Here is a 14,798-nt window from a genome sequence, read left to right on the forward strand (position 1 = left end):
GACTTGACGCTGCGCGAGCCCCAGACGGACGATCTGCCTTTCAATCGTCGGGCATGGGCAAAAGCCCTATGCCCTCCTCTTTCAAGGCACCTCGCCACGCCTGGGACTCGCTCGCTGTCCAACCGTTCTCTACGCCGTTCTCTTGTTTGTTGCGTTTTTTATTTCTTCCCAAATTTGATTTTGATCGCACGCTTCAAAGCGTACTTGCCGAGGCTGGGGAGCTTTTGCTCGTATTTGACCATCGTGGAGCACTCGGGGCGGTCGCGATCCAGATGGATGGCGTCAAACGCGCACTTGGTGGTGCACAGGCCGCAGCCGATGCACTTGTTGGGGTCGACGATCGAGGCGCCGCAGCCCAGGCAGCGGGCGGTCTCGGCGCGCACCTGCTCCTCGGTAAAGGTCTCAACATACTCGCTAAACGGCGCAGCCTTCTCGCGTTCGCGGTCCACATGCGCAACCTCGCGGCTCGCGTTGTCGTAGCTCTCGAGCACAACGTCGTTGCGGTCGAGCGCGGTGTAGCGGCGCTGATTGCGGCCGATGGTGAGCGTAGAGCCCGGCTGCACAAAGCGATGGATGGACACGGCGGCCTCGTGACCGGCGGCGATGGCATCGATGGCAAAGCTCGGACCGGTATAGACGTCGCCGCCCACAAAGATGTCGGGCTCGGCGGTCTGATAGGTCTGGGGATCAGCAAGGGCACCCTGGCCGCGGCCAAGCTCCACCTTGGAGCCAGCTAGCAGGTCGCCCCACACAATGGACTGGCCAATCGACATGACGACACGGTCGGCATCGACACGGCGCAGATCGTTCTCGTCATACTCGGGCGCAAACCGGCCCTCGTCGTCAAAGACACGTGTGCAGCGCTTGAAGGTGATACCGCACACACGACCGGCCTCGTCCAGGTGAACCTCCTTGGGGCCCCAGCCGCAGCTGATGTGGGCACCGTCCTCAATGGCCTCGCGACGCTCTTCCTCGCTGGCGGGCATCTGAGCCTCGCTCTCCAGGCAGAACATCTCAACGTGCTCGGAACCCAGACGGCAGGCGTTGCGCGCGACATCGATAGCCACGTTGCCGCCGCCCACCACGATGGTACGGCCGGGCAGCGCGTCGATCTTGCCGCTGTTGACCTCGCGCAAGAAGTCGACGGCCACGGTCACGTCCTCGGCATCCTCGCCCGGAATACCGGCAAGGCGGCCGCCCTGGCAGCCAATAGCCACGTAGAAGGCCTTAAAGCCCTGCTCGCGCAAATCGTCGAGCGTCACGTCGCAACCGACCTCCACGCCATAGCGGAACTCGGCACCCATCAGGCGAATGACCTCAACCTCGGCCTCGATAACATCCTTCTGCAGCTTAAAGCTGGGAATGCCGTAGGTGAGCATGCCGCCCGGGCGCTCGTTCTTCTCGAACACGACGGGCTTGTAGCCCTTCTCGGCCAGGTAGAAAGCGCAGGACAGGCCAGCCGGACCGGCGCCGATGATGGCAATCTTCTGGTCGAAGCCGCCGGCACGCGTCGGGGTCACCACAGGTGGGACATAGCGGGTCGCGGCGTCCAGATCGCGCTGGGCGATAAACTTCTTGACCTCGTCGATAGCCACGGCGGCGTCCACACGGCCGCGGGTGCAGGCATCCTCGCAGCGGCGGTTGCACACACGGCCGCAGATAGCGGGCAGCGGGTTCTCGCGCTTGATGAGCGCCAGAGCCTCGTCATAGCGGCCCTGAGCCGCGAGCTTCAAATAGCCCTGAACGGCAACGTGCGCGGGGCAGGCCGTCTTGCAGGGAGCGGTTCCGGACTCATGCGTCTCGATGCGGTTGTCGTTGCGGTAGTTGGGCGACCACTTGGTGTGGTCCCACTTGGTGGCGTCGGGCAGCTCCTGGCGCGGATACTCGGGCACCTGTCCGCCCGCCTTTTTGCTGCAGAGCTTTTGGCCCAGCTTGGCGGCGCCGGCCGGGCACACCTCAACGCAGCGACCGCAGGCAACGCACTTGTCCTTCTCGACCTTGGCGACATAGGCCGAGCGCGACAGGTTGGGCGTGTTGAACAGCTGAGAGGTGCGCAGGGCATAACACACGTTGACGTTGCAGTTGCAGATAGCGAAGATCTTGTTCTCGCCGTCGATGTTGGTGATCTGGTGCACAAAGCCGTTGTCCTCGGCCTGGCGCAGGATGTCGTAGACCTCGTCGCGCGTCACGTAATGGCCGCGGTCGGTCTCAACCACATAGTCGGCCATATCGCCCACGGCAATGCACCAGTCGGCGGGGTCGTCGGCACAGCCCTCGCCCATCACGCGACGGCTCGCGCGGCAGCTGCAGGTGCTGGCGGCATATTTGCCATCGTATTTGTCGAGCCAATGCTCAATATGTTCGATCGGCACCGACGTGCTCGCGGCATCGATAGCCTTCTCGACCGGAATGACATGCATGCCGATGCCGGCACCACCGGGCGGCACCATCGGCGTGGCCTTGGACAGCGGTCCCTTGGACGCCTGCTCAAAGAACTTGGCATAGACCGGGTGCTCCTCGAGCTGGCTCATGCGCATGTTGAGGAACTCGGCGGAACCCGGCACCAGCATGGGCAGCACCCACTGCTTGGCGCGCTCGGGGTTTTCCCAGTTGTACTCGAGCAGACCTGTGTAGCTCATGTCGTCGAGCATCTTCTCGATATCGGCCTCAGGCATGCCGGTGAGCTTGACCATCTCGGGCAGCGTATAGGGGCGGCGCATCTTCATCTTGCAGAGCACTTCGGCCTGCTCGTCGGTTGCAGCCTCGGCAAACGACCAGTACTCGTAGCCCAGCAGCTCATCGCGATGCAGCAGACGGTTGGTGCAGTGCTCGCACAGCTTGACGATGGCCTCGCGCGGATGCTCCGGCAGCGGCGGCACGAACTCCGAACCGATGTCGGGCTCGGTGTAGCTAATCCCCGGTCCGTTGAGAATCATGGTTGTCCCTTCTCTTGCCACAGCCCGGCGGGACCGCGGCACCCCTCTTTTTTTGCAGGCCGGGCATGCCCCCATGCCGTTCACCCGCCATTGTTGACATTGTGTCAAAAATAGTATTGACGAACCGTCAACAATATTCAAGACTGTTAGGCGAACGGTCAGGCAAAAGAGGATGAAAGGCGGCAAAACATGGGCAACAACACAGCAGGTACCTCTGTGGTCGATGCCGTCCCCGCATCCGATAGCGCGGCAAAGCGCCTGACGGGCGACGAACGCCGTCGCGAGATCCTCGATGCCGTGCGCACCGTAAGCTCCGAGCTGGGCGTGTCCCACCTATCGGTATCGGCCGTGACCAAGCGAGCCGGCTGCACGCGTTCATTGTTCTACCACTACTTCGCCGACATGGACGCCGCCGTCACCGCCGTCATGGACGAGGCAATCGACGGTTTTATCTCCGAGCTCGAGCAGTGGAACGCCGACCGCACCGTCGGCGATATCGAGGGCGCGCTCGACACCGTCGCCCCGCTCTTTAAGCGTCTGGTCGCCAGCGGCCACGAGCTGCCGAGCACGCTCACCTCGAGCAGCGGCGCGCTCTACGGCGGCTTTTTGCACAACGTGGTCCAGCGCGTGGCGCAGTATATCTGCGACACCACCGTGGTGGATTTTGTCGCCCATCATGAGCTACGCATCGACCATGTCTACGAGACGTTCTACACCCTCATCATGGGTCTTTTGATGTATATCCGCACGCACCCCGATGTGCCCGACGAGACGGTCAAGGAAATCATCGCCTCGACACTCCACATCGAGGGCTACACCGCCAAGTATCCGGAGCGCAAGCCCCAGAACTGACGACATTTGGCCAAACTGCCCGCGATCAGAAGAGGGGCCGCGGGCGTGTGAAAGGAGAGCAGCATGCTGTTCGATGTTTGGGGTAGCGATACCCTTATCCACTGGGCCGGCTGGGCCATGGTCTTTATTGGCCTGATCGTGCTCAACGAGGTCGGCCGCCGCACCAAGCTGGGCGCGGCAATCATCTTTGGCGTGGCTCCGCTGGCCATGACCATCTACTGCGTCGCCATCGCCGTGGGCGTTTCGCAAGGCGCCGAGTGGGCGCTCACCAACCCCACCCATGTGTACCAGAACAGCTGGTTCCACTACGCCAAGGTATACGCGGCGCTCGCCGGTTGCTGGGGCTTCATTGCCATTAAGTATCAGTGGGGCAAGATCGGCAAGGCGCATTGGTTCCGCGCGTGGCCGTTTGTGATCGTCGCCATCAACATCTTGATCGCCGTCGTGTCCGACTTCGAGAGCGCCTATCACTTCTTTGTCCTGGGCCAGTCCACTTGGGTCACCTCCGAAGGTGCTACGCAGCTGGCCGGCTGGAACAACGTGTTCAACGGCATTGCCGGTCTCATCAACATCTTCTGCATGACCGGTTGGTGGAGCGTCTACGCCTCCGAGGACAAGACCGATATGCTGTGGCCCGACATGACCTGGGTCTACATCATCGCCTACGATATCTGGAATTTCTGCTACACCTACAACTGCCTGCCCACCCACTCCTGGTTCTGCGGCTTTGCGCTGCTGCTGGCGCCCACCGTCGCCGCCTTTATCTGGAACAAGGGCGGCTGGATCCAGAACCGCGCCTTTACGCTGGCCATTTGGTGCATGTTTGCCCAGGTGTTCCCGTACTTCCAGGAGGAGTCCATCTTTGTGACCCACTCTACGCTCGACCCCGGCGCCGCTACCGCGGTCTCGATCGCCGCACTGATCGCCAACGTCGCCGCGATCATCTACATCGCCTACCGTGCCAAGAAGCTCGGCCGCAATCCCTACAAGCAGGATGTCTTTGAGGGCACCAGCGACTGGGAGAAGGCCACCGCTCGCCGCGCCAAGGTTGATTACGCGCACGCTGAGTAACATGTTGGTCGCTGTTGGCACTTGGGCATAGGCCCACCTGCCAGGCTTTTCAATCCAATGTCTCGTAGAGCCCCCGGAAAGCGCTTCGCTCGCTTTCCGGGGGCTTTTGTCGTTGCGCTTTCATTCAAAAACACACGCACAAATTAAATTGGATTTCAAATCATGCGGCGGCTCTATGGGGTCCTGTTTTTGGGTACAGTGTTGTCCCGATATTGAGCTTGGGGGATATATGAAAGATGAGACGATGGGCCAAGAGGATGCGGCCCAAGATGCAGAAGCGTGTGCCGAGGCCCTGGAGAGCCTAGACCAGATCGCGCTGGCCGAGCTCTCGTTTAGCGATTCGGCCGTCGACGCGCAGGACGAGGCACACGAAGGCACCGAGGACGAAAACAGCGACGCCAAAGACGCTCCTGACGAAGCCGAAGCCGAAGCCGAAGCCGAAGCCGAAGCCGAAGCCGAAGCCGAAGCCGAAGCCGAAGCCGAAGCCGAAGAGGACGATAGCGAGGCCGACGACCGGCCCGAATCCGACACGAGTGAGGAAACCATCTTGCTCGACAGCTTGCCGGCCGAAGATTCGCTGACCCGCGAGCTTCCCGGCCTGGGCTCCGCGCCTGCCGTGGACGAGACCATCGCCATGGGCGATATTCCCCTACCGTCCGTTCCTTCGGCACGCGAAGCCGAGGCTCGTCATCGCAAGATGTCGCCCAAGCGCCGCAACCTGATGGTCGCCGGTGTCGTGGCCGTCGCGCTCGTCGCCGGCGGCGCAGGCTACGCAGCCTGGAACGGATACCGGCAAGAGCAGGCTGCCATCACCGCCGCCAATGCCCACACGATGATGTCGGTGCAGATTGGCGTACATGCCGCGGGGCTCGACTGTTCCGCCGGCTCCAAGATTCCCGTACAAGTGAGTGGCCAGGATTCTGACGGATCCTCCGTGAGCGAAACACTCTATGTTGACGAGCACGGCCGTGGCATCAAACTGCTACCCGGCGATTACACGCTCTCCATTGCCGCCTCCCCCATCGCGGAAGACGGCACCATCTACACCGTCCCGACCACCAAGGCGCAGGTCACCGTTAAGAGCGATGGGCAGGATTTGAGTGCCCAGGCCACCTTCAAGCTCAAGGTGCCTTCGGCCGACACGGTGACTGACGACCAAATCGATGCCGCCGCAAAGTATGCCGAGGAAGGCGGGGTGAATTCCGCCGCGGTCGCAAAGGTACTCCAGCAGGCGGCAACCGCGCGACGCGACGCCGCAACCAACGCCGTGAGCTCCCGCAAGGCGCAGGCGGCCCGCGACGCCGATGCTCGACATAAGGCAACGGAGCTGTATCAGCTCGATATTCCCGTTGAGTGGTACGGCAAAGTCGAGACTTGGCAAAATGGCAGCACGCTGTGCATTTATCTGGGCGACGACGCCAATACGCCGCTCGTGACACTTGTCGCGGTGCGCGAGGGAGAGAGCTTTACGCCCGATGAGGGCGATACGGTTTTGGGTGCGGCCAATCTAGGCAACGGTTATACCGTCTATGCCAGCGGCCCCGTCTATCCGTACGTGGTGCCCCAGACCATCAACGGACGGACGCAGAATCCCGTGTCAACCTACCCCATGGACACGGCCATTGAGCTTGTCGAGCTTACGACCGGCAACCGCTACACCTATAGCCAGATCAAGAACGTACTAGTCGGCAAAGACGGCAAAGCCGACGCCGCGACCAAACTCGAGACCGACTACCTCGCCCAGATTCTCCTGCCGAGTATCAAAGCCCAGGACTAGCCGGGCGCATCATGGTGCTCCCCAACCGTGATGAAGGGGCCAGGAGGTCCTGGCCCCACAGATCCGTAGATGGTTAGGCAAGGAGCCACTTCCATGCGGGAACAACGTGTACCACACCGTGCTCGCATGGAATATCGGCCTGCTCATCCATGGTAACGATCGCCGACTCGCCAAGATCGAACTGGGCCATCGAGGCATCAAGCGCGGCAATTTCGCGCTCGCGCGTTTTCTCACTTGCCATATCCACACTCACCTGAATCAGGCTATAAGCCCGCATGAGAAGTGCGTCCCCAGCCACAAAGTCCACCTCATGGTTTTTGCTCTTCTCTTTGATCAGCAAGCGGCAGACCGATCCGACCCTCACCGCGGGAGTCCTTCTTCTTAGCGCGTTGAACACTGCGGTCTCGAGCCTCTGGCCCTGATCCAATGCCGATGCGGAAGAGAATGCTCCAAACATCGCAGGATCGACAGCGTAGACCTTAGACGCAGACCGCATGTTATTTGCCAGTGAACGCGTGAACTCCGGCACGGAGAACAGCAGGTAGGCATCCTCATAATACTCAAGTAAGTCGCTGAGCGAATTACGACTGACGGGTATCTGCCTGCTCTTGAACTCGTTGTACACTTTGTTCACCGACAGCTCTCGTCCCGAAGATGCCATACACCGCGTCAGGAACAGAGATGCCAGGCGAGGGTTCTTGACGTCGTAACGTTCAACGACGTCCATGGCGACCGTTCGCGAAGCATATTCCTGTAGCAGCTGAATCGCGTCTGTGGGCGTCTGCTCAAGTGTCGCGATGAATCCCCCTCGTTCAAGATATCCGATCAGATGATGTCGAAGCAGCGCTGCATCGCTTGGGGAAAAGGTCGCATCTGGCTCGAAAACGCTCCCCGTCTTATATCGAACGTATTCCGAAAAACTCAACGGAAAAAGCTCTCTTATAAGAGAACGACCCCTGAACTCGCTCTTAAGTTCTGAGGACAGCATCTTAGAAGAAGATCCCGTCACATAGACGGTCGCTTTCTCCGTATCGACTACACGCCGCAGAAACGCACCCCATTCGGGAATTTCCTGGATCTCGTCAAAGAAAATGTAAGCGCCCTCGGTTCGAGCAGCAGGACGCAGCGCATAGAACGTGTCAAGCACGTCCGCCAGCAGCGATGGCTCATACGGGCGCAAGCGCTCGTCCTCAAAATTAAAGTAAAGCATCCGGTCAAGCTCGACGCCCCGGCCTTGAAGCCGCTGCATCTCCTGATACAGGCGATACGTCTTTCCACAACGGCGGGCCCCCACAACCACATTTACGATGTTGTCGCGCTTTGGCTCCTGTGGGTTTCCCAGATCAAGGTCTCGCTCAAAGACCTGCGGAACCCCCTGCTGTTCAAAGTCCTTTATTTTCTGGGCGATCAAGTCGTTGAATGCCATGATTCTCCAATCTTGCTCTCTAGCTAATCAAAATTATACTGATTCTTGATTAATTAGAGAGCAAGATTGTGTGTAGCTTGATTAACACTTAAGCAAGTTTTTCACTATTATTGCTCCGAAGGATATCGAGTGGCTAAGAGGACAACCGAGCTCGAATGCGACTCCCCGAGCAGCCAATTTGGCAGTCAATTTGGGACGGGGCTTTTTTGACTACCCTCCCCCTGCAGAAAAATCCCTAACGCAGTTGCGGTGAAATAGGGATTGTTTTTACTGGTCAAACCGCAAAACAGTCCCTATTTCACCGCAACTTATTGGTGGCCTTTTGGGTGGCACTCAGCGCCACGGATCGGCTTCGAACATCGGCTCGCGCTCGGGGCGGCGATCGCTGTAGGGATCGTAGCCGTCGTCGTCCTCGTTCTCGGCACGGATGTAGGGGTCGCGCGGCTTGGGCGCCGGCTTAGGCGCAGGCTTGGGTGCGGCGGGTGCGGCATCGGTCGCCGGCGTATTCGTCTTATTCTCGTCTTTCATCTGCATAGCTCCTTGCCATGTACTCACGTTCAACATCATCGATTGTCGCACGAAAAAGGGCGGCGGACCCAATTGGATCCGCCGCCCTTGGCGTTCGGCTCAAAAGGCAGATTTTAAGGCATGGCCCAAAATCTACTCGGCGTCGGGAATCTCGTAGGTGGCCGCCGGCGTGTTGTCGCACACGACGGTAAAGCCGCCGTCCTTGTCGACATCGACCGTCACCTGATCGCCCTCGCGCACCGTGCCGTCGATGATAGCGGCGGCGATGGCATCCACGACCTCGCGCTGAACCAGACGCTTGAGCGGACGGGCGCCAAAGACCGGGTCCAGGCCGCCCACGGCGAGCATCTGCTTGGCCGCCGGGGTGATGGCAAGCGTCATGCGCTCCTTGGCCAGGCGTGCGCGGACGTCGGCAAGCTGGATGTCGACAATCTTCTCGATCTGCGCCATGCCGAGCGGATGGAACACCACGATATCGTCGATACGGTTGAGGAACTCGGGGCGGAAGGTCTGAGCCATGGCGGCGTCGACCTGATGGCGCATCTCCTCCTCGTCCTTACCGGACAGATCGGCGATGGCCTTGGAGCCCACGTTAGACGTCATGATGATAATCGTGTTCTTGAAGGACACCTGGCGACCCTGGCCATCGGTCAGGCGGCCGTCGTCGAGCACCTGCAGCAGCACGTTAAAGACATCCGGATGGGCCTTCTCCATCTCGTCGAGCAAGATTACGGAGTACGGACGACGGCGCACGGCCTCGGTGAGCTGGCCGCCCTCGTCGTAGCCCACGTATCCCGGGGGCGCACCGATCAGACGCTGGACGCTGAACTTCTCCATGTACTCGGACATGTCGATACGCACGAGCGCGCGCTCGTCATCGAACAGGCACTCGGCAAGCGCCTTGGCGAGCTCGGTCTTGCCTACGCCGGTGGGGCCCAGGAAGAAGAAGCTGCCGATGGGCTTGTCCGGATCGGAGAGGCCCGCACGGCTGCGGCGCACAGCTGCGGCGACAGCGGAGACGGCCTCGTCCTGGCCGATGACGCGCTTATGCAGCTCGCCCTCCAAGCCCTTCAGCTTGTCGAGCTCGCCCTGCATCATCTTGGACACGGGCACGCCGGTCCAGGCGCTCACGACCTCGGCAATCTCATCGGAGGTCACCTGTTCGTTGAGGCCCTCGCCGTCCTGCTGCTTTTGCGCCTCGAGCGCGGCCTCGGAATCCTGAATCTGCTGTTGCAGGCCCGGAATCACGGAGTAGCGCAGCTCGGACGCACGGCCCAGATCGCCGTTGCGCGTCGCGCGCTCCTCTTCGCTCTTGGCCTCGTCGAGCTGGCCCTTGAGCTCCTGCACGTGGTCGATGGCGTTCTTCTGGTTGAGCCAGCCGGCCTTTTGCACGTTGAGCTTTTCCTGGACCTCGGCAATCTCTTGGCGCAGGGCCTCCAGACGCTCCTTGGAGGCGTCGTCGGTCTCCTTCATGAGCGCCTGTTCCTCGATCTGCAGCTGGGTGAGCTGACGCGTGGTGGCGTCGATCTCGACCGGCATGCTGTCGAGCTCCATGCGAAGGCGGCTTGCGGCCTCATCGACCAGGTCGATGGCCTTGTCGGGCAGGAAGCGGTCGGCGATATAGCGATCGGAGAGGTCGGCGGCGGCCACGAGCGCGCTATCGGTGATATGCACGCCGTGGAAGATCTCGTACTTCTCCTTGAGGCCACGCAGGATCGAGATGGTGTCCTCGACGGTAGGCTCGGAGACCATCACGGTCTGGAAACGACGCGCGAGCGCCGCGTCCTTCTCGATGTACTTGCGGTATTCGTCGAGCGTAGTCGCGCCGATCGCGTGCAGATCGCCACGGGCAAGCGCCGGCTTCAGGATGTTGCCGGCGTCCATGGAGCCCTCGGTGGCACCCGCGCCCACGATGGTATGGAGCTCATCGATGAACAGGATGACCTTACCTTCGGACTTCTGCACCTCCTTGAGCACGGCCTTTAAGCGGTCCTCGAACTCACCGCGGTACTTGGCGCCGGCGACCAGCGCGCTCATGTCGAGCTCGATGAGGTCGCGGTCGCGCAGGGTGCTCGGCACGTCGCCGGCCACGATACGCTGGGCGATGCCCTCGACGATGGCCGTTTTACCGACGCCCGGCTCACCAATGAGCACGGGGTTGTTCTTGGTGCGACGGGACAGGACCTGGATGGTGCGGCGAATCTCATCGGTACGGCCGATGACCGGGTCGAGCTTGCCGGCGCGGGCGAGGTCGCAGATGTTGCGACCGTACTGCTCCAGCGCCTCAAACTGCGTCTTGTCCTCGGCAGACGTCACGCGGTCATCGCCGCGCAGCTCCTCGTAGACTTGCTCGATGCGCTCCTTGGTCACGCCGGCGTCGCGCAGAACGCGGCCGGCCTCGCCCTTGTCCTCGGCAAGCGCCATCAGCAGATGCTCGGTCACCACAAAGCTGTCGCCCATCTTGGTGGCCTTCTTCTCGGCCTTTTCGATGACGCGGACGAGCTCGTTAGACAGGCCCATCTGCTGACCCTCGCCCGAAACCTTAGGCGCGTGGTCGATGGCATCCTGCGTGGAGCGTGCGAGCTGGGCCGGGTCGGCGCCGATACGCTCGATGATCACGGAGATGTTGCGTTCACCGGCACCGAGCAGGGCAGACAGCAGGTGAATCGGCTCCACCGCGCCGGCCTGCGCATCGGCAGCCGTGCTCATGGCGGTCTGCAACGCCTCGCGCGACGTCATTGCTAGCTTATCGATTCTCATGGAATCACCTCTCTTGGGGCGGCCGCCCTACGGGGCGGCTTCACGTTGTTCGAGAAGTATTGTTGCCAGCTTTGCACGATCTTATACACAAATCTAAGTCTCTATATATAAGATTTTCTGAGTGATTGAGAGATAGGGAGCAGGCGCGCTCACCCGCTACAGCCTCGTCCCCTTTCTATCTCAATCTGTAACATCTAGCGGCTGTTTATGGCTCTAGATGTTACAGATCGAGATGAAATGACCAGTAGCACCCGTTTGTCTCAATCTGTAACATCTACTCGGCAAATAGAGCTCCACCTGTTACAGATTGAGACAAACAGAAGACACCCGAATCGAAAATCTAAATCTGTAACACCAGACCCACTTTTAGCGGCCAAGATGTTACAGATCGAGACAAACCGAGAACTACTACAAAGGGGACGGGTACCTTTGTGGTGGTCGCGGTCTCTACTCCTTCGCCGAACCCGTACTTCCCGATTCGACGGTCCAGGGCATCTCATCCTCGAACAGCCATGTACGGGCAGACCCACTATCGCGTGCAGTCTGCGGGTCGGGCAAGCAGGTCTGTTCATAGGCATCCTGAATGCACTGACCCATAAAATCGTTGAGCTCGGCCTGGTTGCCCTCCATGACATAGGCGACATCGCTGTCCAAGATGTAGATACCCGGCCCCTCATTGCCCTCGTAGCCGGGATCGTACGAAACATCACATAACTTGGCGCCATTCGCGGTGTCCAACTCGATGGACGAGCGGCATCCGCCAACCATGTCGTTCGCTTTTGCCCGATAGGACGCATATCCATACCAGCGCTTAAAGGTTTTGCCCCTGAGCAGCTCGGACGCCCTGTCGATCAGACCAGATTCCGTGGTATAGCGCATAGCCCCAAGCTGAATATGTGGATAATTACTAATGCCCAGCGCAGCCGGTTGCTCATCAAAATCAACGGTAATGGCCTCGGGCTTGTCGTCGCCGGTCAGAAGTTCGACAGATTGAGTCACAGGCTTGACCACCGGCTCTGTCACCGCAGCGGGCAGCAACGCCATGCCGACAGCGCCCATGCCAACCACGGTGATCGCAAGCGCCAAAACAATCAATCCAATACGGGCAGAACGGCTCACGGCAAAACACCCCACAATGCAAACCTTCGCCACCTGCACTAATGATACCGCCAGCTAACACTATTACCAAAAGAAGCCGCGCGCTCCTCACCACCACAAAGGGGACAGGCACCTTTGTGGTGGTTTTCGACGCTAACGGTCGACCATCTCGCGCCATGAGATTAAACTTGAATTGTTCTCTGAACATATCCATTTCTGCCTATCCTCAACAGATCTTTGTCTCGAGGAGCGCATATGAAGCCGTCTCATTCCACCGGTCGCAACGTCATCGCCATTCTCGCCATACCCATCGTGATGCTCTTCCTTATCGTCATCACGCCCTTTTCTTTTGGTATCGCCTCGCCCTTCGATCTTTGCGGGATGATCGACGCCGGCTCGCGTGCCACCTCGCTCTCCTTTGTCTGCCGTGGCGTGTTCTACGAATATGCAATTCCCACCGGAAGTTGGCGGTCAAAGTTACCGCTGCTCGGAACGATTGATGGATGCTTCCCCCATTTCAGCCTTGAACCTCAGACGATGAATTATTTGATCGACGACCAGCCCCTCGACTCCATCGCCCTCGCCTACGACTACGCACCAAACACCGATGAGCGCCACATGAACCAAGTCCTCGACAAGATGCTTGGACAGTGCGGGCTCACCGAGGAGGCCGGTCGAACCATCTATAGCAACCAGCAATTAAAGCGAACAGAACTCCGCCGTGTCGGAAAAATCAAAGGGCGAAACGGGGCTGCCTACTGGCAGGCCTGGGCGACACGCGACAAGAGCGAATTCGGGCACAGCACCTATACGGTCACCGTCTACACCAAAGATGGAATCAAGGACGATGTTGACGATTTCGCGTCATCCAAACTCGGCATCCCCAAAACAACCAAACCCGCCAACCCGGATGAAATTCTGTAGAGCCGCTCATTAACATACCGCTCAACGATCACAACAACATCGAGCTCATTCCCCACCGCCACAAAGGTGCCTGTCCCCTTTGTGGTGGTTTTCGACAAAAAGAAGCCGCCCCGATAACAGAGGCGGCATCAAGCAAGCCTATTTATTAGCGTCCCTCAAGACCCAACGAAAACGCAGCGATGGAATCGAGAACCGACAATAGCCCGTTCGCACAGATAGAGGCGGAGATTCAAGGTCAGAGTCCGGCTTAAACGGCTTAGCTATCGCACGTCACAACGTTCTCGTCGTCCTCCCTATCGTATTTATAGTGCTTACTGTGAAAATAGTGAGTTTAGTGAGAATAGTATCGCTCAAGACTCGTGAACTGAATTATTGACCTCTCGCCCAGAATGAGTGGGGCAAATATTCCTATTAGAGGTCAAATCGAAGCCCAATAGGGCCTTTTCGCCCCGTCATTTCGACCGATCGCTTTCTTTTGAATATTGTCGTAAGCTGGTATCACTTATCTTAATGAATGCATACTGTTTGCGAGGTACCCGCCGTGAAACGCTCCACCTATATCGGCCTGCTCGTCTTAGCGTTTGCGATTACCGCAGTCGGCGTAGGAATTATCTATCTCGCATTTCTCCCTGCCTCGGCAACGCAGGCGGCGGTTGAAACCGTAAGCTACCCCATCGAAATCCTCACCGATATCGTCAAACCCGATTCGATCACCGTCGATTTCGACGGTACGCCCGCAGCGCTTGGGGTCAGTAACTATCCCCGAATCGAACTTGGAGCCACGCGCTATACCCAAGATGAGCAGCTTATCGGTAAGGCAACCAGTTTACTCAAAGGCAAGACGTTTAAGCGGTGGTACGGCGCCGCAACATATCGAGCCAAGAACGGCCAAATGGTTGGCGGGTATCATTCGACCCTTGAGCTCGATGCGGCAAACGGGAGCAAATTGTGCAACGTCTCATACGACCCCGGCTGCGTGGACAATGAAGGACCGGGGGTCTATATCTCGGATGGCGACGTAATCTACGTCATGGAGGGCGACCAGACGGCAGTCGTCGATTTTATGGATCGGTGTACCGAGGATGCCTACGAACAAACCTGCGAGCCCGATCCGCAGACAGCGCGCAACAGTGGCTCGGCACGCACTTGGCTATTTGACGATGAAATAACCTGGACCCCATCGAAATAAGGACCCGCCGGGCAGGCACCTTTGTGGTGGTTTCGGCTCCGATGTTCCACTGTCTCGATCTGTAACATCTAGCGGCCCTTTTCGATCCTAGATGTTACAGATTGAGATGAAATGATCGGCGGCGATCGTTTGTCTCAATCTGTAACAACCGCTCGTCAAATAGGGGCCCAGATGTTACAGGTCGAGACAAACGGAACCACCGCAAAGGCGCCTACCCCTTCTTGGTGGTTTTCGACA

The 14,798-nt window shown here is 59.2% G+C and carries 10 protein-coding genes; 5 read left to right on the forward strand and 5 right to left on the reverse strand.

Features of this window, described 5'->3' with window-relative positions:
* Positions 1–158: 158 nt before the first annotated feature.
* Entirely contained in the window at positions 159–2,936 is a 2,778-nt protein-coding gene (locus ABCP74_RS06670; RefSeq protein ID WP_343001342.1) for an FAD-dependent oxidoreductase, read from the reverse strand.
* 189 nt (positions 2,937–3,125) lie between these two features.
* On the opposite strand from ABCP74_RS06670, the gene ABCP74_RS06675 reads away from it, so the two are divergent.
* The 3 genes from ABCP74_RS06675 to ABCP74_RS06685 all read left to right on the forward strand — a co-directional run bounded on the left by ABCP74_RS06675 (position 3,126) and on the right by ABCP74_RS06685 (position 6,636).
* The gene (locus ABCP74_RS06675) at positions 3,126–3,788 is read left to right on the forward strand and encodes a TetR family transcriptional regulator (RefSeq protein WP_156599712.1); all 663 of its coding nucleotides are present in this window, start codon (positions 3,126–3,128) and stop codon (positions 3,786–3,788) included.
* Between the two features lie 63 nt (positions 3,789–3,851).
* Positions 3,852–4,859, forward strand: coding sequence for a DUF5692 family protein (locus ABCP74_RS06680; RefSeq protein WP_343001343.1), 1,008 nt, complete (start codon positions 3,852–3,854; stop codon positions 4,857–4,859).
* A gap of 229 nt (positions 4,860–5,088) precedes the next feature.
* On the forward strand, positions 5,089–6,636 hold the full coding sequence (locus ABCP74_RS06685) for a hypothetical protein (protein WP_343004409.1): 1,548 nt from the start codon (positions 5,089–5,091) through the stop codon (positions 6,634–6,636).
* A 73-nt stretch (positions 6,637–6,709) separates the two neighbouring features.
* Here the strand turns inward: ABCP74_RS06685 and ABCP74_RS06690 are convergent, their stop codons facing one another.
* The 4 genes from ABCP74_RS06690 to ABCP74_RS06705 all read right to left on the reverse strand — a co-directional run bounded on the left by ABCP74_RS06690 (position 6,710) and on the right by ABCP74_RS06705 (position 12,484).
* Entirely contained in the window at positions 6,710–8,062 is a 1,353-nt protein-coding gene (locus tag ABCP74_RS06690) for an ATP-binding protein (RefSeq protein ID WP_343102196.1), read from the reverse strand.
* A gap of 333 nt (positions 8,063–8,395) precedes the next feature.
* Entirely contained in the window at positions 8,396–8,590 is a 195-nt protein-coding gene (locus ABCP74_RS06695; protein ID WP_040359140.1) for a hypothetical protein, read from the reverse strand.
* 132 nt (positions 8,591–8,722) lie between these two features.
* Positions 8,723–11,350, reverse strand: coding sequence for an ATP-dependent chaperone ClpB (gene clpB, locus ABCP74_RS06700; protein ID WP_343001346.1), 2,628 nt, complete (start codon positions 11,348–11,350; stop codon positions 8,723–8,725).
* 447 nt (positions 11,351–11,797) lie between these two features.
* Positions 11,798–12,484 carry a hypothetical protein gene (locus ABCP74_RS06705; RefSeq protein ID WP_343001347.1) on the reverse strand — a complete coding sequence of 229 codons (687 nt, stop codon included), beginning with the start codon at positions 12,482–12,484 and terminating at the stop codon, positions 11,798–11,800.
* Between the two features lie 219 nt (positions 12,485–12,703).
* On the opposite strand from ABCP74_RS06705, the gene ABCP74_RS06710 reads away from it, so the two are divergent.
* Together ABCP74_RS06710 and ABCP74_RS06715 are read left to right on the forward strand one after the other, a co-directional pair.
* Positions 12,704–13,372, forward strand: a complete 669-nt coding sequence (locus ABCP74_RS06710; RefSeq protein WP_343001348.1) for a hypothetical protein — start codon at positions 12,704–12,706, stop codon at positions 13,370–13,372.
* Positions 13,373–13,913: 541 nt separating this feature from the next.
* Positions 13,914–14,561 carry a hypothetical protein gene (locus ABCP74_RS06715; protein WP_117770267.1) on the forward strand — a complete coding sequence of 216 codons (648 nt, stop codon included), beginning with the start codon at positions 13,914–13,916 and terminating at the stop codon, positions 14,559–14,561.
* Positions 14,562–14,798 lie beyond the last annotated feature (237 nt).

The organism is Collinsella aerofaciens, assembly GCF_039062315.1.
Taxonomy (GTDB): domain Bacteria; phylum Actinomycetota; class Coriobacteriia; order Coriobacteriales; family Coriobacteriaceae; genus Collinsella; species Collinsella aerofaciens_BG.

Excerpts from the sequence above, each read along its gene's own strand:
- ABCP74_RS06690 (WP_343102196.1), bottom strand. The coding sequence starts at position 8,062 with ATGGCATTCAACGACTTGATCGCCCAGAAAATAAAGGACTTTGAACAG.
- ABCP74_RS06710 (WP_343001348.1), top strand. The coding sequence starts at position 12,704 with ATGAAGCCGTCTCATTCCACCGGTCGCAACGTCATCGCCATTCTCGCC.
- ABCP74_RS06675 (WP_156599712.1), top strand. The coding sequence starts at position 3,126 with ATGGGCAACAACACAGCAGGTACCTCTGTGGTCGATGCCGTCCCCGCA.
- ABCP74_RS06670 (WP_343001342.1), bottom strand. The coding sequence starts at position 2,936 with ATGATTCTCAACGGACCGGGGATTAGCTACACCGAGCCCGACATCGGT.
- ABCP74_RS06680 (WP_343001343.1), top strand. The coding sequence starts at position 3,852 with ATGCTGTTCGATGTTTGGGGTAGCGATACCCTTATCCACTGGGCCGGC.
- clpB (WP_343001346.1), bottom strand. The coding sequence starts at position 11,350 with ATGAGAATCGATAAGCTAGCAATGACGTCGCGCGAGGCGTTGCAGACC.
- ABCP74_RS06685 (WP_343004409.1), top strand. The coding sequence starts at position 5,089 with ATGAAAGATGAGACGATGGGCCAAGAGGATGCGGCCCAAGATGCAGAA.
- ABCP74_RS06695 (WP_040359140.1), bottom strand. The coding sequence starts at position 8,590 with ATGAAAGACGAGAATAAGACGAATACGCCGGCGACCGATGCCGCACCC.